The sequence below is a fragment of the Pantoea sp. X-Soil-MYKO-1289 genome (assembly GCF_059730625.1).
The window spans coordinates 562,639-585,555 of sequence record NZ_AP036004.1 but is presented as its reverse complement, the minus strand read 5'-3'; the positions used below and the strand labels follow the sequence as shown (position 1 = coordinate 585,555).

General features: G+C 61.1%; 21 protein-coding genes and 1 riboswitch. Of the genes, 8 read left to right on the top strand and 13 right to left on the bottom strand.

All coding sequences use genetic code 11. The features are described 5' to 3' along the window. Positions 1-45: 45 nt before the first annotated feature. Together parC and AC6I7Z_RS02900 are read right to left on the bottom strand one after the other, a co-directional pair. Entirely contained in the window at positions 46-2,319 is a 2,274-nt protein-coding gene (gene parC / locus AC6I7Z_RS02905; protein WP_497813073.1) for a DNA topoisomerase IV subunit A, read from the bottom strand. Positions 2,320-2,451: 132 nt separating this feature from the next. After that, positions 2,452-3,219 carry a transporter substrate-binding domain-containing protein gene (locus AC6I7Z_RS02900; RefSeq protein ID WP_497813072.1) on the bottom strand — a complete coding sequence of 256 codons (768 nt, stop codon included), beginning with the start codon at positions 3,217-3,219 and terminating at the stop codon, positions 2,452-2,454. 159 nt (positions 3,220-3,378) lie between these two features. Here AC6I7Z_RS02900 and AC6I7Z_RS02895 point away from each other — a divergent pair, with 159 nt between their 5' ends. Further along, the gene (locus AC6I7Z_RS02895) at positions 3,379-3,957 is read left to right on the top strand and encodes an NAD(P)H-dependent oxidoreductase (protein ID WP_048783580.1); all 579 of its coding nucleotides are present in this window, start codon (positions 3,379-3,381) and stop codon (positions 3,955-3,957) included. Positions 3,958-3,989: 32 nt separating this feature from the next. Further along, positions 3,990-4,298: a putative quinol monooxygenase gene (locus tag AC6I7Z_RS02890; protein ID WP_434125198.1), complete on the top strand. Its 309-nt coding sequence runs from the start codon at positions 3,990-3,992 to the stop codon at positions 4,296-4,298. A 51-nt stretch (positions 4,299-4,349) separates the two neighbouring features. Here AC6I7Z_RS02890 and AC6I7Z_RS02885 read toward each other — a convergent pair whose 3' ends face one another. The 6 genes from AC6I7Z_RS02885 to nudF all read right to left on the bottom strand — a co-directional run bounded on the left by AC6I7Z_RS02885 (position 4,350) and on the right by nudF (position 9,784). Beyond that, positions 4,350-5,249: a LysR substrate-binding domain-containing protein gene (locus AC6I7Z_RS02885; protein WP_497813071.1), complete on the bottom strand. Its 900-nt coding sequence runs from the start codon at positions 5,247-5,249 to the stop codon at positions 4,350-4,352. Positions 5,250-5,325: 76 nt separating this feature from the next. Then, a complete protein-coding gene (parE, locus tag AC6I7Z_RS02880) occupies positions 5,326-7,221 on the bottom strand; it encodes a DNA topoisomerase IV subunit B (protein WP_497813070.1) in 1,896 nt (631 codons plus the stop codon). A gap of 47 nt (positions 7,222-7,268) precedes the next feature. Next, positions 7,269-7,850 carry an esterase YqiA gene (gene yqiA, locus AC6I7Z_RS02875; RefSeq protein WP_497813069.1) on the bottom strand — a complete coding sequence of 194 codons (582 nt, stop codon included), beginning with the start codon at positions 7,848-7,850 and terminating at the stop codon, positions 7,269-7,271. Between the two features lie 3 nt (positions 7,851-7,853). Beyond that, entirely contained in the window at positions 7,854-8,681 is an 828-nt protein-coding gene (cpdA, locus tag AC6I7Z_RS02870; RefSeq protein WP_497813068.1) for a 3',5'-cyclic-AMP phosphodiesterase, read from the bottom strand. Positions 8,682-8,726: 45 nt separating this feature from the next. Further along, complete coding sequence (locus tag AC6I7Z_RS02865; RefSeq protein ID WP_497813067.1) at positions 8,727-9,152, bottom strand: DUF1249 family protein; 426 nt, start codon at positions 9,150-9,152, stop codon at positions 8,727-8,729. Next, positions 9,149-9,784, bottom strand: coding sequence for an ADP-ribose diphosphatase (nudF, locus tag AC6I7Z_RS02860; protein WP_497813066.1), 636 nt, complete (start codon positions 9,782-9,784; stop codon positions 9,149-9,151). Before nudF ends, AC6I7Z_RS02865 begins: the two co-directional genes overlap by 4 nt. On the opposite strand from nudF, the gene AC6I7Z_RS02855 reads away from it, so the two are divergent. The 4 genes from AC6I7Z_RS02855 to AC6I7Z_RS02840 all read left to right on the top strand — a co-directional run bounded on the left by AC6I7Z_RS02855 (position 9,693) and on the right by AC6I7Z_RS02840 (position 13,614). Next, a complete protein-coding gene (locus AC6I7Z_RS02855) occupies positions 9,693-9,974 on the top strand; it encodes a hypothetical protein (protein ID WP_497815476.1) in 282 nt (93 codons plus the stop codon). The genes nudF and AC6I7Z_RS02855 overlap by 92 nt on opposite strands. 24 nt (positions 9,975-9,998) lie before the next feature. Further along, a complete protein-coding gene (gene tolC / locus AC6I7Z_RS02850) occupies positions 9,999-11,465 on the top strand; it encodes an outer membrane channel protein TolC (RefSeq protein ID WP_497813065.1) in 1,467 nt (488 codons plus the stop codon). A 309-nt stretch (positions 11,466-11,774) separates the two neighbouring features. After that, positions 11,775-12,446, top strand: a complete 672-nt coding sequence (locus AC6I7Z_RS02845; protein WP_033792232.1) for a DUF1190 family protein — start codon at positions 11,775-11,777, stop codon at positions 12,444-12,446. Positions 12,447-12,453: 7 nt separating this feature from the next. Continuing rightward, positions 12,454-13,614: a glutathionylspermidine synthase family protein gene (locus tag AC6I7Z_RS02840; RefSeq protein WP_316555821.1), complete on the top strand. Its 1,161-nt coding sequence runs from the start codon at positions 12,454-12,456 to the stop codon at positions 13,612-13,614. Between the two features lie 30 nt (positions 13,615-13,644). Here the strand turns inward: AC6I7Z_RS02840 and ygiD are convergent, their stop codons facing one another. Continuing rightward, complete coding sequence (ygiD, locus tag AC6I7Z_RS02835; RefSeq protein ID WP_497815385.1) at positions 13,645-14,430, bottom strand: 4,5-DOPA-extradiol-dioxygenase; 786 nt, start codon at positions 14,428-14,430, stop codon at positions 13,645-13,647. Between the two features lie 188 nt (positions 14,431-14,618). Here ygiD and zupT point away from each other — a divergent pair, with 188 nt between their 5' ends. Continuing rightward, complete coding sequence (zupT, locus tag AC6I7Z_RS02830) at positions 14,619-15,386, top strand: zinc transporter ZupT (RefSeq protein ID WP_497813064.1); 768 nt, start codon at positions 14,619-14,621, stop codon at positions 15,384-15,386. Between the two features lie 62 nt (positions 15,387-15,448). Here the strand turns inward: zupT and ribB are convergent, their stop codons facing one another. Next, entirely contained in the window at positions 15,449-16,105 is a 657-nt protein-coding gene (gene ribB, locus AC6I7Z_RS02825; RefSeq protein ID WP_033752483.1) for a 3,4-dihydroxy-2-butanone-4-phosphate synthase, read from the bottom strand. A 108-nt stretch (positions 16,106-16,213) separates the two neighbouring features. Beyond that, positions 16,214-16,361, bottom strand: a riboswitch (FMN riboswitch). Positions 16,362-16,779: 418 nt separating this feature from the next. Between ribB and ubiK the strand changes: the two genes are divergently transcribed. Beyond that, entirely contained in the window at positions 16,780-17,085 is a 306-nt protein-coding gene (gene ubiK, locus AC6I7Z_RS02820; protein WP_033752486.1) for a ubiquinone biosynthesis accessory factor UbiK, read from the top strand. Positions 17,086-17,120: 35 nt separating this feature from the next. Here ubiK and hldE read toward each other — a convergent pair whose 3' ends face one another. From hldE to AC6I7Z_RS02805, 3 genes are all read right to left on the bottom strand, one after another. Continuing rightward, complete coding sequence (gene hldE / locus AC6I7Z_RS02815) at positions 17,121-18,545, bottom strand: bifunctional D-glycero-beta-D-manno-heptose-7-phosphate kinase/D-glycero-beta-D-manno-heptose 1-phosphate adenylyltransferase HldE (protein ID WP_033752489.1); 1,425 nt, start codon at positions 18,543-18,545, stop codon at positions 17,121-17,123. A gap of 75 nt (positions 18,546-18,620) precedes the next feature. Further along, a complete protein-coding gene (gene glnE / locus AC6I7Z_RS02810) occupies positions 18,621-21,464 on the bottom strand; it encodes a bifunctional [glutamate--ammonia ligase]-adenylyl-L-tyrosine phosphorylase/[glutamate--ammonia-ligase] adenylyltransferase (RefSeq protein WP_497813063.1) in 2,844 nt (947 codons plus the stop codon). 25 nt (positions 21,465-21,489) lie between these two features. Then, the gene (locus AC6I7Z_RS02805) at positions 21,490-22,800 is read right to left on the bottom strand and encodes a CYTH domain-containing protein (protein WP_497813062.1); all 1,311 of its coding nucleotides are present in this window, start codon (positions 22,798-22,800) and stop codon (positions 21,490-21,492) included. Positions 22,801-22,917 lie beyond the last annotated feature (117 nt).

Genomic DNA, 22,917 nt, shown 5'->3' with positions numbered 1-22,917 from the left:
TATCCCTCATTATGGCGCGGCGGAGAGAAGGCTCCGCCGCGTTGCTCAGGCTTCGCCGTCTTCGCTGACGGCACGCGCTGGGGCATCCAGCTCTACCTTATCGATACGCTGCAGGCCGCGCGGCAGCAGCGTGCCGCGACGTCCGCGATCGGCGCGGAACTTCTGCAGCTCTTCGCTGCGCAGCACCAGCTTGCGCTTGCCGACGTAGAGCGTGACCGCGCTGCCTGGCGGCAGGATCAGCAGCCACGCCAGCTTATCGTTGCCCGCCGCGGCCTCTGCCGCCGGGATAGAGATAATTTTGTTGCCTTTGCCTTTCGACATCTGCGGCAGCTCGCCGACCGGGAACATCAGCATTCGTCCCGCCTGCGTAATCGCCAGCAGCATGTCATCTTCATGATGCACCGCCATCGGCGTCATGACGCGCGCGTTCTCCGGCAGCGTCAGCAGCGCTTTGCCGGCGCGGTTGCGCGACACCAGATCGGCGAAGGTGCAGATAAAGCCGTAGCCGGCGTCGGAGGCCATCAGCAGCTTCTGCTCGTCCGCCTCCATCAGCACCTGCTCGACCACCGCGCCCGGCGGCGGCGTCAGCTTGCCGGTCAGCGGCTCGCCCTGTCCGCGCGCCGACGGCAGCGAGGTGGGATCGAGCGTATAGCTGCGTCCGGTGGAGTCGATAAAGGCGACCGGCTGGTTGCTCTTGCCGCGCGCCGCCGCCAGATAGCTGTCGCCCGCTTTGTAGCTTAGCCCTGACGGATCGATATCGTGGCCTTTGGCGCTGCGCACCCAGCCCATCTGCGACAGGACGATAGTGACCGGCTCGGACGGCACCAGTTCGTTTTCGCTCAGCGCTTTGGCCTCTTCGCGCTCGTGAAGCGGCGAACGGCGATCGTCGCCGTAGGCAGCGGCGTCCGCCTGCAGCTCTTTCTTCAGCAGGGTATTCATCTTGCGCTCAGAGGCGAGGATCGCCTGAATCTGATCGCGCTCTTTTTCCAGCTCGCTCTGCTCGCCGCGGATCTTCATCTCTTCCAGCTTCGCCAGGTGGCGCAGCTTCAGCTCGAGGATCGCTTCCGCCTGGGTTTCGCTGATGCCGAAGCGCGACATCAGCACCGGCTTGGGCTCATCCTCGCTGCGGATGATATGGATCACCTCGTCGATATTGAGGAAGGCGACCAGCAGGCCCTCAAGGATGTGCAGACGACGCAGCACGCGCTCAAGGCGATGGTTAAGACGACGCTTAACGGTGTCGCGGCGGAACACCAGCCATTCCGACAGGATCTCCAGCAGGTTTTTCACCGACGGGCGGTTGTCGAGGCCGATCATATTAAGGTTAACGCGGTAGCTCTTTTCGAGATCGGTGGTGGCGAACAGGTGATGCATCACCTGATCGAGATCCACGCGGTTCGAACGCGGCACGATCACCAGACGCGTCGGGTTTTCATGATCCGACTCGTCGCGCAGATCTTCCACCATCGGCAGTTTTTTATTGCGCATCTGCGCGGCGATCTGCTCCAGCACGCGCGCGCCGGAAACCTGGTGCGGCAGCGCGGTGATCACCACCTCGCCATCCTCTTTTTTCCACACCGCGCGCTGGCGAACAGAGCCGCGGCCGGTCTGGTAAATTTTACGGATCTCGTCGCGCGGCGTGATGATCTCCGCCTCGGTGGGATAATCGGGGCCCTGTACGATATCCAGCAGCGCGTCGAGGCTGGTGTTCGGCTTATCAATCAGGGCGATCGCCGCCTGCGCCACTTCGCGCAGGTTGTGCGGCGGAATGTCGGTCGCCATGCCGACGGCGATGCCGGTGGTGCCGTTCAGCAGAATGTTCGGCAGCCGCGCGGGCAGCATTTTCGGCTCCTGCATCGTGCCGTCGAAGTTCGGCACGAAGTCCACCGTGCCCTGGCCCAGCTCGCCGAGCAGCACTTCCGCATATTTGGAGAGGCGGGATTCGGTGTAGCGCATCGCCGCGAAGGATTTCGGATCGTCAGGCGCGCCCCAGTTGCCCTGGCCATCGACCAGCGGATAGCGATAGGAGAACGGCTGCGCCATCAGCACCATCGCTTCGTAGCAGGCGCTGTCGCCGTGCGGATGGTATTTACCCAGCACGTCGCCCACGGTACGCGCGGATTTCTTGAATTTGGCGCTGGCGCTCAGGCCCAGCTCCGACATGGCGTACACGATACGGCGCTGTACCGGCTTCAGACCGTCGCCGATATAGGGCAAGGCGCGGTCCATGATGACGTACATCGAGTAGTTCAGGTACGCGTTTTCGGTAAATGTGTGCAGGGCAAGACGCTCTGCACCATCCTGCGTCAATTCACTCATTGAATTTTTATCCTCACTTCGTGTCCCGCAATGGCGAAACACCCGGCGGTTATTTGGCGAGGATAGTACCTCAATCGCCAGAATTAGTCACAGGGGAAGCGCAGTGCGGCCCAGGATTGCCGGCCGCGACGATCAGCGCGCCGCGCCCATCCACTGCGCCGCGATACGCGCATATTCGCCGGTGGCGGTGGCGAGGTGCAGCCACTGATCGATATAGGCTTTCCAGCTCATATCGTCGCGCGGGATCATGTAGGCTTTTTCGCCGTACTGCAGCGGCGCCTGCGGATTAATGGCGCAGAGCTGGGGGTAGCGCTGCTGCTGATAGAGCGCTTCGGAGGCGTCGGTGATCATCACGTCGGCCTTTCCGTCCACCAGCTGCTGAAAAATCGTGACGTTATCGTGGAACAGGGTCAGGGTCGCCTGCGGCAGATGGCTGTGGACAAAGGCTTCGTTGGTGCCGCCCGCCGGTTCGATCACCCGCACTGCCGGCGCGTTAAGCTGCTCGACCGTGCTGTATTTCGCCTTGTCGGCGCAGCGCACCAGCGGGATCTTGCCGTCGACGCCGAGCGGCTGAGCGAACCAGGCGATCTGCTGGCGCTTCAGCGTTACCGAAACGCCGCCCAGCGCGATATCGCACTGCTTCTCTTTAAAATCCTGCGACAGGGTTTTCCAGCTGGTCGGCACCCAGCTGATCTTCGCATCCAGAGTGGCGGCCAGCGACTGCGCCATGCTGATATCCAGCCCCTCGTACTGGCCGTCCGGGCGCAGATAGGTGTAGGGCTTGTAGTCGCCGGTGGTGCAGACCTTCAGGGTTTTACTGGCGAGGATCTGATCCAGACGGGAGTCCGCCTGCGCGACGCCGCTGGCCAGCAGCAGCGCGCTAATAAGGTATATGCGCATTATTGTTCTTCTGTTTACCGTGATGAGTGTTGTCGGAGTGTGTCATAAGCCGCTGGATTATTGCTTCCAGCGCAAAAGTCTTGTGATCTGAATCCCATTTTTCCGCCGCGGCTAAGGGCGTAGAGTAGCCCTCTATTGCAACACACATGAGATTAGCGAATGAACATTCTGATTATCGACGGCGGTAAAACCTTCGCCCACTCCAAAGGCGAGCTGAACCATACCCTGACCGAGGTGGCGGCCAGCCAGCTGCGCGATTTAGGCCACCAGGTTAATGTCACCCTGGCCGACAGCGACTATGTTATCGCGGACGAAGTGCAGAAGTATCTCGACAGCGACGTGGTGATTTACCAGATGCCCGGCTGGTGGATGGGCGAGCCCTGGACGGTGAAGCGCTATATCGACGAAGTCTTTACCGAAGGCCACGGCTCGCTCTACGCCAGCGACGGCCGCTCGCGCGCCGACGCCAGCAAAAAGTATGGCTCGGGCGGCCTGCTGCAGGGCAAAAAATATATGCTGTCGCTGACCTGGAACGCGCCGCTGGACGCCTTTACCGATCCCGATCAGTTCTTTGAAGGCGTCGGCGTCGACGGTCTCTATCTGCACTTCCATAAAGCCAACCAGTTCCTGGGAATGGAAGCGCTGCCGACCTTTATCTGCAACGACGTCATCAAGATGCCGGACGTGCCGCGCGATATCGCACGTTATCGGACACATCTCAGCGAGATCTTTGCTTAACTGAAAGCGGACCCGCAAACAAGGAGACGTAGATGCTAACGGTAGTGGCTGAAATTTGTATTAAACCAGGACATCGCAATAAAGTGCTGGAGGCGATCAAGTCGCTTATCCCGTCGGTGCTGGCCGAAGAGGGCTGCCACCAGTACGACGCGCTGGTCGATCATCAGGCGCAGGTGCCGTGGAAGCAGAATTCGCCCGACTCCATTTTTATGCTGGAGCAGTGGGCGTCGCTGCGTCACCTGGAGCAGCATCAGCAGATGCCGCATATGGAAGCGCATCGCGAGAAGATTAAAGACGACGTGCTGGACGTGAAGATTCTGGTGCTGGAACCGACCGCCTGACGTCGCAGGCTGTCACGCGCCGCGCGCCTCAGGACGCGCGGCTTTTTTTTGTCAGAACAGCGCCTGCGAGGCGATCTCCTGATGCAGGAAATCGAGAAAGCAGGTAATGCGCGACGCCAGCTCCGCGTTGCGGTAGTAAACGGCATGCACGGGCAGCCTGACGTCGTGCGTCTGCTGCACCAGCACCTCTTGTAGCCGGCCGGCGGCGAGATCCTGATGGCTGACGAAGTCGGATATGCGCGCAATGCCCTGGCCCGCCAGCGCGAGCTGGCGAATGATTTCGCCGCTGGAGGCGGCAATAGTCGGCTGAATGCGCAGCAGCTCGCCTTCACGCTGCCAGACGGGCCAGACGTTATGCATCTCCAGCTGGCTGAAGCCGATCAGCTGATGCTGCGCCAGCGCCTCGACGCTCTGCGGTTCGCCATATTGCTGCAGGTAGGCGGGGCTGGCCAGCAGCCGAACCCGGCTGCTGCCGAGCATGCGGGCGCGCATGGTGGAATCCCGCAGCTCGCCGATGCGAATAGCGATATCGGTCTGCTGCTCCAGCAGATCGATGACGATATCGTCGGTATTAAGCTCCAGCTGGATCAGCGGGTAGCGCTGCCGGAACGCGCCGATCAGCGGCACGATGACGTGCTGCATAAAAGGCGCGGCGGCGTTGATGCGCAGGCGGCCAGAGGGCGTCTCCCGGCGTCGGGCGATCTGCTCTTCCGCCTGTTCGACGGAGAGCAAAATCTGGCGCGCGTGGGTCAGGAAAAGCTGGCCCTCTTCGGTCAGGGCCAGCCGCCGCGTGGTGCGGTGCAGCAAGGTGCTGTTGAGTTTGGCCTCGAGGCGGCTCAGGGCGCGGCTCACGCCTGAACTGGTTTGGTCGAGCAGCTCCGCCGCCGAGGTGATGGAACCGCAGTCCGCCACCGCCACCAGCACGCGCAGCTCTTCCAGCGTGACTTTCATCGTCTACTCCGGGTGCGCGGCGGACGCGTGATTCAGGCCGCAGCCCCGAATCGCGCGCCATGCCGCAGCGCGATGATTACACTTCGATATCGGCCATATCGCCTTTTTCCTGCAGCCAGTTGCGACGATCTTCCGAACGCTTTTTGGCCAGCAGCATATCCATCACGCGCAGCGTCTGTTCGATGTCGCTCTCGTCCACCGTAAGCTGCACCAGGCGGCGCGTATTAGGGTCGAGGGTGGTTTCGCGCAGCTGCAGCGGGTTCATCTCGCCCAGCCCTTTAAAGCGCTGCACGTTGGGCTTGCCTTTTTTGCGCTTAAGCTGCTCCAGCACGCCCTCTTTTTCATCTTCGTCGAGGGCGTAATAGACCTCTTTGCCGAGATCGATACGGTAGAGCGGCGGCATCGCGACGTAGACGTGGCCGCCTTTTACCAGCGAGCGGAAGTGCTTCACAAACAGCGCGCACAGCAGCGTGGCGATATGCAGGCCGTCCGAGTCCGCATCGGCGAGGATGCAGATCTTGCCGTAGCGCAGCTGGCTGAGATCTTCGCTGTCGGGATCGATGCCGATCGCCACGGAGATGTCATGCACCTCCTGCGACGCCAGCACTTCGTCGGAAGAGACTTCCCAGGTGTTGAGGATCTTGCCTTTGAGCGGCATGATCGCCTGATATTCGCGATCGCGCGCCTGCTTGGCGGATCCGCCTGCGGAATCCCCTTCCACGAGGAAAAGCTCGGTTTTATTGAGATCCTGCGCGGTGCAGTCCGCCAGCTTGCCCGGCAGCGCCGGTCCGCTGGTGAGCTTTTTGCGCACCACTTTTTTCGCCGCGCGCATACGGCGCTGCGCGCTGGAGATCGCCAGCTCGGCCAGCTGCTCCGCCGCCTGCACATTCTGATTGAGCCACAGGCTGAAGGCGTCTTTCACCACCGCCGAGACGAAAGCGGCGCACTGGCGCGACGACAGACGCTCTTTGGTCTGCCCGGCGAACTGCGGATCCTGCATCTTCACCGACAGTACGTAAGCGCAGCGATCCCAGATATCTTCCGCCGACAGCTTCACGCCGCGCGGCAGGATATTGCGGTATTCGCAGAACTCGCGCATCGCGTCGAGCAGCCCCTGACGCAGGCCGTTGACGTGCGTGCCGCCCTGCATGGTCGGGATCAGGTTGACGTAGCTTTCGGTCAGCAGCTCGCCGCCTTCCGGCAGCCACAGCAGTGCCCAGTCCACCGCCTCCGTCTCGCCGGAGAAGCTGCCGACGAACGGTTTTTCAGGCAGCGTCGGCAGGCCGTTGACCGCTTCGCACAGGTAGTCGGTCAGGCCATCTTCGTAGCACCAGCGCTGTTCGGTATTGTTGACCTTGTCTTTAAAGACGATCTCCACGCCAGGACAGAGCACCGCTTTGGCCTTCAGCAGATGGGTCAGGCGAGAAACCGAGAAGCGCGGGCTGTCGAAGAAGCTTTCGTCAGGCCAGAAGTGCACGCTGGTGCCGGTGTTGCGCTTCGCCACCGTGCCGGTTTTGGTCAGCTCCTGCACCTTCTCGCCGTTCTCGAACGCGATGTCGTAGACCTCGCCGTTGCGGCGCACCGTGACCTCGACGCGCTTCGACAGGGCGTTGACCACGGAGATACCGACGCCGTGCAGGCCGCCTGAGAACTGATAGTTTTTGCTGGAGAACTTGCCGCCCGCATGCAGACGACAGAGGATAAGCTCGACCGCAGGCACGCCCTCTTCCGGGTGAATATCGACCGGCATGCCGCGCCCGTCGTCGATGACCTCCAGCGACTGATCGGCGTGCAGAATCACTTCGACTCGTTTGGCATGGCCCGCCAGCGCCTCATCGACGCTGTTATCAATGACTTCCTGGCCCAGATGGTTAGGACGCGTCGTATCGGTGTACATGCCGGGACGACGGCGAACCGGCTCAAGGCCGGTCAGAACCTCAATAGCATCCGCGTTATAGCTTGATTGACTCATGATAAGTTTCTAATCAGAAGCGTGAAATTATGTGCAATTTCCGCGAGTTATTCGTGATTCAGACCCAGAAAGTCCAGAATCTGCGGGAAAAAGCGCTCGAATCCGATAAACGCATGATTGCCGCCCTGCTCTACCGTTTGTCGGCACGCGCTGTAGTAGTCGAGCGCCTGGCGGTAGTCGAGCACTTCGTCGCCGGTTTGTTGCAGTAGCCAGATCAAATCGGGCGCTTCCAGCGGGTCAATCTGCATGACTTTCAGATCGTAAATGTGGCGAGACTCTAACACATATTGCTGGCCCGTGTAGGGATTCTGGTTCACCCCAAGGTAATCCGCCAGCAGCTCGAAAGGACGCACCGCCGGATTGACCACCACGGCGGGCAGCATAAAACACTGGGAGAGCCAGGTGGCGAGATAGCCGCCCAGCGAAGAGCCGATTAAGCCGAGCGGCTGGCCGCTCAGGGCCATCACTTTCTCTTCCAGCAGCGCGGCGGCGTCGGCGGGAAAAGCGGGCAGCTGCGGCACGATCACCTCGATATGCGGATGCGTCGCCGCCATCCACTGCTGCAGCTGCGTCGCCTTGGCGGAGCGCGGCGAGCTGTTGAAACCGTGCAGATAGAGCAGCGCCGCCATGCGTCAGTACCCGTCCGAGTCCAGGTCCGGCCTAAACGCGTCGGTTTGCAGCCGTTCCACTTCGGTCGCGAAAGATCCGTCCGGATAGAGGGTAAACCAGCGCCAGCCGGGGGCGACGGTGTCGATGGTGAAGCTGGTGCAGTGCGGTTTGAACTGCACGCAGGTCGAGGGCGTCGCCAGCACGCGACGGCCGCGCCAGTCAATATCCAGCTCCTGATGAATATGGCCGCACACCAGGGTGCGCGCCAAAGGATAGTGTTGCAGCACCGCGTCGAGCTGATGGGAATTGCGCAGGCTGTGCTGATCGAGCCAGGTGCAGCCGCTGGCCAGCGGATGATGATGCAGCACCACCAGCGTATGGCGCTGCGGATAGAGCGCCAGCGTTTTATCGAGCCACTCCAGCTGATAGTCGCTCAGCATGCCGTGCGGCACGCCGAACACCTGGCTGTCGAGCATCACCAGCTGCCAGTGGTCGCCAAGCAGCACGTGCTTGTGAGCGTCGATCTTCGCTTCGGCCAGCGTGTCGACCATCGCCGGCTGGAAATCGTGATTGCCCGGCAGCCAGACGCAGGGTTTCGGCAGGCGCACGATGCCCTCAGCGAAGTGCTGATAGGCTTCGACAGAGTGATCCTGAGCGAGATCGCCGGTGGCGATAATCAGATCGTACTCGCGCTGCTGCGCCGCAATGGCGTCCAGCACCGCGTCATAACTCGCCCAGGTATTCACGCCCAGCAGCGATTCATTTTTTCCAGCGAAAAGGTGGGTGTCCGTGATTTGCAAAATCCTGATCCCGGCCCCATTCGCCGCAGGAAGTGTTAGCAGGCTATCCAAAGCGTTTCCTTCGTCTCCACGCCGAATAATGCATTATCTGTGCGATCAGCAGACCGGCGCCGCCATCGCGCCCTGTGCCAGGCAGTAACGCAACCAGTCTGCCAGAAACTGGTTGATCTGATGTTTCTCGTCGCGCTGATGCAGTTTTTTATTAGGATAATCATAGCGCGCTTTAAAGCGATAGATCTGCTGTGTTGAACACACTTCGGCGACCAGCGCGTCATGATAGAGCCGCACCGACATGGACGGCAGACTCCAGTAGCTGACGGTCGGCGCCACCTGACGGATCTCCACCAGCGTGGTGTAGCGCGTGGACTCTTCTATGGTCAACTGATAGCGGGCGCCTTTTACCTGATAGATCACCGACGCGCCGGCCTCGTCGCTGCGCGGCAGCAAACGACGCAGCTGGGCGAAATTGGTTTCGCAAAGCCGCATCATTTCGGGGAAATCAGGGATATAGCGCTGTTTCATTTTAGCTTCCACTCTTCTCGTAGTTTTTCATGGTGCAACGCCAGCCATTGCAGGGCGATGACAGACGCCGCGTTGTCGATAATCCCCTCTTCCACCCAGCGGTAAGCCTGTTCGCGGCTTACCACATGCACAAGAATATCCTCATTCTCTTCCTCCAGGCCGTGGCATCCTTTTGCCAGGCTGGCATCCACTTCTCCCACCAGGATCGACAAGCGTTCGCTGGTGCCGCCAGGGCTGGCGAGGTAGTCTAACACGGGTTTAACCCGACCGACGGTCAGGCCCGCTTCTTCTACAGCCTCGCGTCGCACCACATCTTCGGCGCTTTCGTTGGGCTCGATAATGCCCGCCACCATCTCCAGCAGCCAGGGCGTTTCGCTGACGTCAAAGGCGGGAATGCGGATCTGCTCGATCAGCACCACTTCGTCGCGTAAGGGATCATAGGGTAGCAGCACCGCGGCGTGTCCACGCTCGAAAACTTCGCGCACCACCTCGTTGCTCATTTCGCCGTTAAAGCGGCGGTGGCGAAACCGGTAACGCACAATGGAAAAAAAACCTTTCCAGGCGGTTTCGCGTGCAATAATTTCTACATCGTTTTTTGTAAAAGTCACTGGAGATTTTTTTTTGCCGCTCATCGTCTGGCTCCTTATGCAGATTGGGACGGAGCGGCAAAAAGCCAACCATAGGTCTCCATCCGAGTGGTTCTTTCTGAATTATTTACGTAAATTAGGGGGAGAAGGCACGTTCAGCCAACTTATCTCACAGTCGCACTCTGCTAGAATCTGCGATTATTTTTTGGCTTATCCGGCAGCGCTACCCCTGTAATTTGCTGCAACAAAAGGAATGCAAATGAAAAAACTGCTCCCACTTCTTATTGGGCTGAGCCTGGCCGGTTTCAGCCTTGCCAGTCAGGCAGAGGACCTGCTGCAGGTCTATCAACAAGCGCGTCTTAGCAACCCGGATTTACGCAGCTCCGCAGCGACCCGCGACGCCGCCTTTGAAAAGATTAATGAAGCGCGCAGTCCTTTGTTGCCTCAGTTAGGTTTAGGCGCGGATTACACCTATAGCAATGGTTATCGCGACAGCAGCGGCCTTCATTCCAACACGACCAGCGGATCGCTGCAATTAACCCAGACCATTTTCGATATGTCGAAATGGCGCAGCCTGACGCTGCAGGAAAAAACTGCCGGCATTCAGGACGTCACCTATCAGGTCGCGCAGCAGGATTTGATCCTGAATACCGCTACCGCTTATTTCAACGTATTAAAGGCGATCGATACCCTTTCATACATCGAAGCGCAAAAACAGTCGATCTATCGCGAACTGGATCAGACCACGCAGCGTTTCAACGTTGGCCTGGTGGCGATTACCGACGTACAGAACGCCCGCGCGCAGTATGACAGCGTGCTGGCGAACGAAGTGACCGCGCGCAACAACCTCGACAATATGGTCGAGTCGCTGCGTCAGATTACCGGCAACGACTACCTTGCGCTGGCGTCGCTGAATATCGATCGCTTCAAAACCACTAAACCAGATGCGGTCAGCGCGCTGCTGAAGCAGGCGGAGAGCCGTAACCTGAACCTGCTGTCGGCGCGTCTGAACCAGGATCTGGCGCGCGAGCAGATCCGCTATGCGGAAACCGGCCATATGCCGACGCTGGATTTGACCGCGTCCACTGGCCTGTCGAACAGCAAATATGGCGGCAGCCGTGCCAACCAGAGCGCGGGCAGCACCGACTCCATCACCGGCACCAACCAGGTGGGTCTGAGCTTCTCGCTGCCGCTCTACAGCGGCGGCGCGGTCACCTCGCAGGTGAAGCAGGCGCAGTACAACTACGTCAGCGCCAGCGAGCAGCTGGAGAGCGCGCATCGCTCTGCCGTGCAGACCGTGCGTTCCTCTTATAACAACGTCAACGCCTCTGTCAGCAGCATCGACGCCTATAAGCAGGCGGTGGTCTCTGCGCAAAGCTCGCTGGATGCTATGGAAGCGGGCTATCAGGTCGGCACGCGCACCATCGTCGACGTGCTGGATGCGACCACGACGCTCTACAACGCCAAGCAGCAGCTCTCTGACGCGCGCTACAGCTATCTGATCAACCAGCTCAATATCAAATATGCGCTGGGTACGCTGAACGAGCAGGATCTGCAGCAGCTGAACAGCCAGCTCGGCAAAGAGATTTCCACCTCGCCAGAAAGCGTCGCGCCGGAGAATCCGCAGCAGACCGCTCGCGTTGACAACGGCCCGTCGGCGGAGCCGGCGGCTCCGACAGCGCGCCCTGCCGCCCAGCGCAGCAGCGGCAATCCGTTCCGCAATTAATCCTCAACGGGCCGCTTTGCGGCCCGTCTTGACAGTGCCAACGTGCGTGACATGGACCGACCGCAAAGTCGCAAAATCGGCATCCCTGCCAGCTCGACACGCGCCCTCCCTGGCGCGTGACGCTTTGCTCTTCGGTCCACATCACACCCGTTTCGAATTTCAGTCGCTGGCCATAATGGCCGCTTTGCGGCCCGTCTCGCCGTTAAACGTATAACAACGTAAAGATCCTTTCCTCATCAGGCCCTCAGCTTCATTTTCCACCAGCGATCCCCTATCCTGAGCATCACCTTTGGGCACAGGACGACAACGATGAAACGGACAAAAAATATTCGCCATGCCGCTTTCCGTAAAAGCTGGCAGGCACGCCATTTAACGCCGGTCGCATTGGCCATCGCCGCGGTGTTTACCCTGGCGGGCTGCGAACAGAGCGATGAAACGGTCTCGATGTATCAGAACGCGGATGACTGCAGCAAGGCCAATCCAGGCCAGAGCGCGCAGTGCACCACCGCCTACAACAACGCGCTGAAAGAAGCGGAGCGCACCGCGCCGAAATACGCCTCGCGCGAAGACTGCGTGGCGGAATTTGGCGAGAATCAGTGCCAGCAGGCGCCGGCGCAGGCTGGCGTCGGCACCACGCAGAACGCCGAAGCGCAGCAGAGCGGCAGCTTCTGGATGCCGCTAATGGCGGGCTACATGATGGGACGCCTGATGGGCGGCGGCGCGGGCTTCGCGCAGCAGCCGCTCTTCTCGCCGCGCACCCCGAACAGCCCGGCGAACGGCCAGTTTGTTGACGCGTCAGGCAAAAATTACGGCGCCGCCACCTCCGGCCGCACCATGAACGTGCCGAAAACCGCGCTGGCGCCGAAACCGGCCACCACCTCGACCATTACGCGCGGCGGCTTCGGCGAAACGGTCGCGAAGCAGAACAGCATGGCGCGCAGCAGCGCTACCGGCACCTCCAGCCGTTCGCTGGGAGGCTGAAGCCGTTATGCAACGCATTGCAATCAACGAGCGTCCCGACTGGCGCGAAAAAGCCACGGAATATGGCTTTCGTTTTCACACCATGCACGGCGAGCCGTACTGGTGCGAAGATGCCTACTACCAGTTCACGCTGGCGCAGATAGATAAGCTGGAAGCGACCACGGCGGAGCTGCACCAGATGTGTCTGCAGGTGGTGGAAAAAGTGGTGGCCAGCGAGCAGCTGCTGGAAAAATTCCGCATTCCGAAGCACACCTGGGATTTCGTGCGCGACTCCTGGAAGCAGCGCCAGCCGTCGCTCTACTCGCGCCTCGATCTCGCCTGGGACGGTCAGGGCGACGCTAAGCTGCTGGAAAACAATGCGGACACGCCGACCTCGCTTTACGAAGCGGCCTTCTTTCAGTGGATCTGGCTGGAAGATCAGCTCAACGCCGGCCAGCTGCCGCCGGGCAGCGATCAGTTCAACAGCCTGCAGGAGAAGCTGATCGAGCGTTTCGCCGCGCTGCATCAGCAGCACGGCTTTCAGTGGCTGCACTTCGCCTGCTGCCGCGATACCGAAGAGGATCGCGGCACGGTGCAGTATCTGCAGGACTGCGCCACCGAAGCGGGTTTACCGAGCGAATTCCTCTATATCGACGAGATCGGCCTCGGCGACAAGGGCCAGTTCACCGACGTGCAGGATCAGGTGATCAGCAACCTGTTCAAGCTCTATCCGTGGGAGTTTATGCTGCGCGAGATCTTCTCCACCAAGCTGGCGGATGCGGGCGTGCGCTGGCTGGAGCCGGCCTGGAAAAGCATCGTCTCCAACAAGGCGCTGCTGCCGATGCTGTGGCAGATGTTCCCCAATCACCCTAACCTGCTGCCCGCTTATTTCGCCGAAGACAACGTGCCGCACATGGATAAATATGTGGTGAAGCCGCTCTTCTCGCGCGAAGGCGCCAATATTCGCATCGTGGAAAACGGTCAGGAGATTGCGCGCGTCGACGGGCCTTACGGCGAAGAGGGCATGATCGTGCAGCAATTCTGTCCGCTGCCGAAGTTCGGCGACAGCTACACGCTGATCGGCAGCTGGCTGATAGACGATCAGCCGGCCGGCATCGGCCTGCGCGAGGATCGCGACCTGATCACTCAGGATCTTTCGCGCTTCTACCCGCACGCGTTTGTCGAATAAACAGAGCGGGCCGCCTCGGCCCGCCTTCGCTTAGCCTACCTGCACCGACAGCATGCTAATAGCGCCCATCTCAAGGCCCTCTACCGGCACGCTCACCGGCTCGCCAGCCTGACGCGCGCCCAGCACATAAAGCAGCGGCAGATAGTGCTCCGGCGTCGGGTTCGACAGCGCCGCGTCCGGATGCTGCATAAAATTCACCAGCGGATGCGCCTCGATGTCGCCCTGATAGTCCAGGTTATCCCGTACGAACCGATCGAAGCGCTGCGCCCATGGCCAGGCTTCCGCCGTCTCGTCCCAGCGCACTTTGCGCAGGTTGTGCACCACGTTGCCGCTGGCAACGATCATCACGCCGCTGTCGCGCAGCGCCGCCAGCTTTTTGCCCTGCTCAAAATGCCAGGCGGCCGGCTGCGTCGCATCGACGCTCAGCTGCACCACCGGAATATCGGCGTCCGGATACATCTTGATCAGCACGCCCCAGGAGCCGTGATCGAACCCCCACTCCTGGTCGAAGCGCACCGGCGTCGGCGCAAGCGCATCGGCGATCTCCTGCGCCAGCGCGGGCGAGCCCGGCGCCGGATAGCGTGTGTCGAACAGCGCCTGCGGGAAGCCGCCGAAGTCGTGAATGGTGCGCGGATCTTCCATCGCCGTCACCGCCGTACCGCGCGTGTACCAGTGCGCCGATACAGCGATAATGGCGCGCGGGCGCGGCAGCGTCTCACCTGCCTGACGCCAGGCCCTGGTGTAGCGGTTCTCTTCCAGCACGTTCATCGGGCTGCCGTGACCTAAAAACAGCGCGGGCATAGTAGGTTGCATGATTCATCCTCGGAAATTCTCAATCAGACAACGATACGCCCTTTAGCGACGCCGGAAACGCGCATAAGCATGATGAAGAACATCAGTGGATTTGAACAACTTTTGGCCGACACTTCTTTACCAAAAATAACTCGACCTTCCGTAGGGTTATCGCTAATTTTATGCGAATGATTATCATTAAGGAGAATGCGATGTCGGTTCCTTTGCTGCTTACCGTTCTGGCTGGCGGCGCTACGTTTATCGGCGCACTGGTCGGCGTGCTGGGTCAAAAGCCCTCGAACCGCATGCTGGCGTTCGCGCTCGGCTTCGCCGCCGGCATTATGCTGCTGATTTCGCTGATGGAGATGCTGCCGACCGCGCTGCGTACCGAGGGGATCTCGCCAATACTCGGCTACGGCATGTTTATGCTGGGCCTGATCGGCTATTTCGCGCTGGATCGCCTGCTGCCGCATCAGCATCCGCAAGATCTGATGACGGCGCAGCGCCATCCGGCGAAGCTGCGCCGCACGGCAATCCTGCTGACGCTGGGCATCAGCCTGCATAATTTTCCTGAAGGCGTCGCCACCTATGTCACCGCCAGCAGCGATATGGAGCTGGGGCTGGGCATCGCGCTGGCGGTGGCGATCCACAATATTCCCGAAGGTCTGGCGGTCGCCGGCCCGATGTATGCCGCGACCGGCTCGAGAAGCAAAGCGCTGTTCTGGGCCTGCGTCTCCGGCATGGCGGAGATCCTCGGCGGACTGCTGGCGTTTGCGCTGTTCGGCCCGATGATGTCGCCGGTGGCGATCGCCGCGGTGATGGCGGCCGTCGCCGGCATTATGGTGGCGCTGTCGGTGGACGAGCTGATGCCGCTGGCGCGCGAAATCGATCCCCATAACAACCCGAGTTACGGCGTACTGTGCGGCATGACGGTGATGGGCGCGAGCCTGGCGCTGCTGCAGGTAAGCGAGCTGGGCTAAGCGCCAGCTAAAAACAAAACGGGCCGCTAAGCGGCCCGTTTTTCGTTGGTCAGCAGCGCAGCTTAGCTGGCCTGACGCGTCTCATGCGCGCGGCGATACGCCACCAGGTCTTCAATGGTGACGACCGGCATATTGTTCGCTTTGGCAAAGGTGATCGCTTCCGGCGCGTGCGCCATGGTGCCATCGTCATTGGTCAGTTCGCACAGCACGCCCGCTGGCTTAAAGCCCGCCAGCGTCACCAGATCGATGGTCGCTTCGGTATGGCCGCCGCGCGTCAGCACGCCGCCGTCGCGCGCGCGCAGCGGGAAGACGTGGCCGGGACGATTAAGATCGCTCGGCTTCGCGTTATCGGCGATCGCCGCGCGAATGGTCGTGATGCGATCCTGCGCGGATACGCCGGTAGTGACCCCTTCAGCGGCCTCAATGGTCACGGTAAAGCCGGTACCGTAGGCGCTGGTGTTGGTCTCCACCATCATCGGCAGCTCAAGCTGCTGACGGCGCTCTTCGGTCAGGCAAAGGCAGACAATGCCGCTGCCGTGGCGAATGGTGAGCGCCATCTGCTCGACGGTCATGGTTTCCGCAGCGAAGATCATATCGCCTTCGTTTTCACGGTCTTCGTCGTCAAGCACCATCACGCCACGTCCCTCACGGAGCGCAGCGACTGCACGTTCTACACGCTGTTCCGGCGTGCCAAATTCAGAAAGAAGCGTCTGATTCATGGTAATAAAACCTTATAAAATATATGAGTTACCAGAATCAGGGCGAGCTTAGGAGTGATGTCATCAAGACATGGCAATAACGCGAAGCGGGCGTAGCCCGGCAGATGTCGTTACCCTCTCCCATCCGGACTTTAACCGTCGGCCCCGGAATTACACCGGATCTGCTGACCTTCCCGTTGCCGGGAAGCGCTCGCGGGCTTTCAGCTAACGCTGATTTACCGCCGGTGGGGAATTTCGCCCCGCCCTGAGAATAAGCAAAATCACTATAGCGCCATTCAACAGGTCGGGCAATCAACAAAACCGCAAATGCTTTTGCATTTCAGGCTGTAGATGAGGCTCAACAGCGGCAGACAGGGTCCGAAGAGCAAAGCGTCTCGCGTCAGGGACAAAAACGCAGGGAGCGTTTTTGAACAACGCAGCGCGTTGGCCCGGCGACGGGCGCACCTCAAGGATGAGGTGCGTATTTACGCGAGCCGAGCGGGCAAGGATGCCGGGTTTTGCGTCTTTGCGATCGGACCCTGTCTGCCGCCTGGCGCATTATTCATCACCGCGTACCTTTTGCATTTCCTGCCATGTCGATTTCGGGTTTAACCTTTTCGTTTCAGGCATTACACTTATCCATTATCAGGATCCACCCCCTGCTGTTCCCAGCAACACGAAACCAGGAAATCATCATGATCGACACGAAAAAAATTGAACAACTTGCGCGTCAGGTGCACGAGGCGATGCCAAAAGGGATTCGTGAATTTGGCGACGATGTCGAAAAGAAAATTCGCCAGGTTCTGCAGGCGCAGCTGACGCGTATGGATTTGGTCAATCGTGAAGAGTTCGATGTGCAGACGCAGGTGCTGCTGCGCACGCGTGAAAAGCTGGCCGCGCTGGAGCAGCGCCTGGCGCAGCTGGAAAGCCATCAGCCTTCCGCGCCCGCTCCGGCGGTCGTTACGCCCGATCCGGCAGGCAAGATCGACACCCCGCAGTAAGCTTTACGGCGGGCGCGATGCGCCCGCCCGCATCACTACTCGCCGCGAATGGTTTTAATAATGTTGGTGGTAGAGATGCCGTCCTCGAAATTCAGCACGCGCACATCGCCGCCGTTGGCCCATACCTCTTTGCTGCCCGCGATATCTTCCGGCTTGTAATCGCCGCCTTTTACCAGCAGATCCGGCAACACGCTGGCGATCAGACGCTGCGGCGTATCTTCTTCAAACGCCACGACCCAGTCCACCGCTTCCAGCGCGCCGAGCACAATCATGCGATTCACCAGCGGATTAACCGGACGGCTGCTGCCTTTCAGGCGCTTCGTCGAAGCATCGCTGTTGACCGCCACAATCAGGCGATCGCCCAGCTTGCGCGCATTAGCCAGGTAAGAGACGTGGCCCGCGTGCAGAATGTCGAACACGCCGTTGGTCATCACCACTTTCTCGCCGCGCTTGCGCGCCTGCTCGACCGCGATTTTGAGCTGCGCTTCGTTCATGATGCCGAAGCCCTCTTCCGGACGCGCATGAATAGCGTTTTCCAGCTCGACTGGACTGACGGTCGAAGTGCCCAGCTTGCCGACCACCACGCCCGCCGCCGCGTTCGCCATAAAGCAGGCATCTTCGAGGGAATCGCCTGCCGCCAGGGTCGCCGCCAGCACGCCGATCACGGTATCGCCCGCGCCGGTCACGTCGAAGACTTCCTGCGCCTGCGTCGGCAGATGCAGCGGCGCTTTACCAGGCTGCAGCAGCGTCATGCCGTTTTCAGAGCGCGTCACCAGCAGCGCGGAGAGTTCATAATCCGCCACCAGCTGCATGCCGCGGCTGACGATCTCCTCTTCGTTTTTACATTTGCCGACCACCGCTTCGAACTCCGACAGGTTCGGCGTCAGCAGCGTGGCGCCGCGATAGCGCTCGAAGTCAGTGCCTTTGGGATCGATCAGCACCGGCACGTTAGCCTCACGCGCCAGGCGAATCATGGTCTGCACGCTGGCGAGCGCCCCTTTCGCATAGTCGGAGAGCACCAGCGCGCCGGCGGCCGCCAGCGACTGACGCAGCCGCTGATGGATCGGCTCTGGATCGACCTGCTCGAACCCCTCTTCGAAATCGAGGCGCAGCAGCTGCTGGTTGCGCGACAGCACGCGCAGTTTGGTAATGGTGGGATGAGTTTTGACCGCCACGAAGTCACAGCGAACGTTGACGTTTTTCAGCGTTTCGCTCAGCACGCGCGCCGCGTCATCTTCGCCGGTTAAGCCGATCAGCTGCGAGGCGGCGCCCAGCGCTGCAATGTTCATCGCCACGTTTGCCGCGCCGCCGGGACGCTCTTCGATAGCGTCCACTTTTACCACCGGCACCGGCGCTTCAGGAGAGATACGGCTGGTTGGGCCATACCAGTAGCGATCCAACATCACATCGCCTACGACCAGCACCGAAGCACGGTCGAACGCGGGCAAAGTAACTTTCATTCCAGACACTCCAGACTGCAGTAAAAATAGTGCGCGGATGATAGCACAGATGCGATCTGCGCTATCAACAGGCGCTTACGGGGTTAAAGGCGACGCCAGCCAGCGCTGCCAGCTCGCCATCACGGTTTGCCGCTCGGCGGCGAAGGCGTCCGGCTCGACATGGCCGGGCAGCTCCTGCAGCGCCAGATGATGCAGCGCGTCGCGCAGCGTCACGTAGGCGTGCGTCAGCGCCTGCGCTTCCGCCTCCGGCATTTTGCCGTAGCGCGCCGCCAGTTCGAAAATGCGCACGTTATCGGACCAGCGCGTCAGCTCCGGCTGCCCGGCGGCCCAGGCTAAGACAAAATATTGCGCGATGAATTCAATGTCGGTAATGCCGCCCTCATCGGTTTTGATCTCCCAGCGTCCTTTGTGTCGGTTGCTGAGGTGCGCGCGCATTTTTTCACGCATCTCGCGCACCTCTTTTTGCAGCGCCTCCGGCGCGCGCGGCAGGCAGAGAATGGCGCGGCGGATAGCGTTAAAGCGCCCCGCGAGCGCCTCATCGCCAAATACCACGCGAGCGCGCACCAGCGCCTGATGCTCCCAGGTCCAGGCCTCGTGGCGCTGGTACTCGTCAAAGGCGTCAAAGGTGCTGACCAGCATGCCTGCGGCGCCGGAAGGCCGCAGCCTTGCGTCCACCTCGTAGAGGATCCCCGAGGCGGTGCGCGTGCTGAAGAGATGCATAATGCGCTGCGCCAGCCGCAGATAGAACTGACGGCCATCGATGCTGCGCTCGCCGTCGGTGACCGTCTCTGCCGGGCAGTCATGCAGAAACACCAGATCGAGATCGGAGCTGTAGCCCAGCTCCCAGCCGCCCAGCTTGCCGTAGCCCAGCACCGCGAAGCCGCGCTCGCGCTCGTTTTTCAGATGCTGCGGCCGGCCATAGCGCTGCACCATCATCTGCCACGCCTGCTGCACCACCGATTCGATGATGGCTTCCGCCAGCCATGTTAAGTGATCGCTCACTTTCATAACCGGCAGCGTACCCGCAATATCCGCCGCCGCAATGCGCAGCAGCTGCGCCTGCTTGAACTGGCGCACCGCCTCCAGCTGCTGCTCTTCATCATCGACCGGGATGCGCATCAGATACTGGCGCAGCTCGTCGCGATAGGCGTCGGTGGCGGTCGGCTGATAGAGCGTGGCGGGATCGAGCAGCTCATCCAGCAGCAGCGGATAGCGCGCCAGCTGGCTGGCGATCATCGGCGACGCCGCGCACAGGCGGATCAGGTGCCGCAGGGCGCCGTGATATTCGGTAAGCAGCTCCAGATAGGTGCTGCGCGTCAGTACACCCAGCAATAGCGGAACAAGGCGGCTGAAGGTGACTGCGGCGTCGTCGCGCGGACAGACTTCGCTCAGCAGCCGCGGCATCAGCTGGTCGATCGCCAGCCGTCCGCGCGGCCCGATGGTACGGCGGCTGATGTCCTGGCGAAAATCGTCCAGCGCGCGATGCAGCGCCCGGCGCTGTTCATCGTCGAGCTGCGGCACCAGGGGCGCCAGCTCGGCATCGTCGAGCGAATCCTGCCACATGCCGCTGAATTCCAGCAGCTCCGGCTGATCGCTGATTTCGGGAATATCTTCGCCGATAAGCTCGTCGAAAATGGCGCGCACCGCTGCCATATGCGTCTCAAGCTGCGCCGTCAGCACGGGCCAGCTCTCGGCGTTCATCGCCCAGGCGAGCCGCGCGCGGTCGCGCGCATCGCCCGGCAGCGTCTGGGTCTGCTCGTCATTAAGGCTTTGCAGCAGATTCTCCAGACGACGCAGGAAGAGGTAAGCCTCGCGCAGCGTCGCGACCTGCTCCGGCGCCAGCAGTCCCAGCTCGCCGATGGCGGCAAGCGTCGGCAGCAGTGAACGCAGCTGTAGCGAGCGCTCACGTCCGCCGCGTATCAGCTGAAATACCTGCACGATAAATTCGGTTTCGCGAATGCCGCCCGCGCCCAGCTTGATATTGTTGGTCAGCCCGCGCCGCCGCACTTCGCGGGTGATCATGCTCTTCATATTGCGCAGCGACTGGATCACGCTGAAGTCGATATAGCGGCGATAGATAAAGGGGCGCAGCATCTGCTGCAGCTCCTGGCTCCAGCGATCCTGATCGTCGCCCATCAGGCGCGCCTTGACCATCGCATAGCGCTCCCAGTCGCGGCCCTGCTCCTGATAGTAATCTTCCAGCGCGGCGAAGCTCAGCACCAGCGGGCCGCTGTCGCCGAAAGGGCGCAGCCGCATATCGACGCGGTAGACGAAGCCGTCCATGGTGGGCTGATCCAGCACCTTGATCAGCCGCTGCCCCATGCGCGTAAAGAACTGCGCGTTATCCAGCTCGCGTCGTCCGCCGCGCGTCGCGCCGTTTTCCGGCCAGGCGAAGATAAGATCGATATCGGAAGAGAAGTTGAGTTCGCCGCCGCCCAGCTTGCCCATGCCGAGGATCAGCATCGGCTGCGGCTCGCCCGCGCTGTTGCAGGGCGTGCCGAAATCCTGGCAGCACGCCTGGTAGACCCAGTCGCGCGCGCGGCCGATCAGCACCTCAGCCAGCACGCTAAGCTGCCGCAGGCTCTGTTCGGTGCTGGCCTCGCCCAGACACTGCATCCAGGCGACCCGCACCAGCATGCGGCGGCGAAACAGCCGCAGCGCGCGCATCAGCGCCGCCTCGCTGTCCACCGCGGCGAGATCGTCATCCAGCCAGCGCGCATAGTGCTGCCACTCCTCCGGCTGCGGCGCCTGCTGCTGGATCGCCAGCCACCATTCCGGGTGACGTTGCAGGTTCTCGGCGATGAAATCACTGAACGCCAGCGCGGCGCGCTGCCCGTCGGTTAAGGCGTCGGCGGCGACGCCAAGGCGCTCGGCCGCGCTGGCCGCCTGCGCCTGTAATTCAGCGGGTAACTCTAACAACGTCTTCTCTCCCTGATGGGTCAGATCATCGTGGCGCGCTGCTGTTCAGCCAGAAAGCTGGCTGACGGATCGCCTGGTTCGCCAGCGATCTCAGCCAGTGCTCCTGGTTTTGCGCGATAGACTGCTGCAGCTGCTGCCATGGCGCCAGCCAGACGGAAACGGCTTCCGCCGGGTAGGCGCCTGCCAGCAGATGCACCGCCAGCAGCTGACGCGACAGGCGCGTCGCCTTGTCGCGATATTCGTTCAGCTGCTGCACGTCGCTGAAGGTCTCTTTAAGATCGGCTGCGATGCGGCTCAGCATGATGTCGCTGAAACGCTTGAAGGAGCCGTCGAGCTTCGCCTGGTTTTTTGCATCGATCCAGCGCCGCCACTGCGACTTCACCAGCCAGTGAGTAAGCGCTAACTGGGTCTCTACGGAGAGCGACGAGAAGCTCAGCGCCTGCGCATCTTTCACCGGCTCGGCGAGGATCTCTTCCAGCGTCGTGAGCTTCTGACGCAGCTCGCTGCTCGCCTTGCGCGGCACCAGCGCGCCAAACAGAGAGAAAGCCTGACGCAGCGCTTCCAGCGCCTCGACGACGCTGCGCTGCGCCTCGGCGTTGCCGCGCAGCCAGACCTCTTCATGGTATTGCCAGTGGCTCAGCGCGCTCGACATCGCGGTCACCATCCCCTCTTCCACCGTCGCTTTCGGCGCGGCCTTCAGCAGCGGGAAGGGACGCAGCGGTCGCGGCGGGTTGCCCTGCGCCAGCTGATAGCCGCGCGCCGCTTTGCTCAGGCTACCCAGGCGCAGGCCGCCGATGGCGACCAGCTCGCGGGCGAAGGCCATCATGTCGCCGCGCTGGCCGCTTTTCAGCTCCAGCTCAACTTCAAACAGATCTTCGCTCAGCGTCTCTGTGGCGACCGCGCCGCGATCGAACGCCACTTCCACTTCGCTTTCGCCTACCTGAACCAGCCAGGTTTCGCGCTGGAAATGGGTGCTAAAGAGCGGCTGCAGGCGCTGCTGCAGCGCGGCGACGTCGGTGCCCTGCGGCCAGACCTCGGCGGGCAGCCGCGCGATATCGAGCTTCGCCTCGGGCAGGTCGATGTTATATTCCGCGCGCTGATGCAGGCCGCCGAGCGTTTTCCCGGCGCTCTTCAGCGTCATCTCATGGTGACCGTCAACGCCGCGAATACGCAGGCCCATATCCCAGCGGCGCAGCTGGTTGTCATCTGTCTCAAAATAGATGTTGCTTAGCGCCCGCGCGGCCTGGTGCTGGTGCGGATAAGCGGCGAGAGTCTGCGCCAGCTTGCTGGCGACGTCAGGCGTGGCAATGAACTTTAGTTCGATTTCGATGGTCATAATTTTTTATTTAATACGCTGCTGGCACTTACGAGGATTATCTGGCGAAGAGTAATGCACAGAAGGCGGGCTGTCTCGGCTTTCTTTGCGCTTTCGCTACCCTTTTCGCAGGGAAAT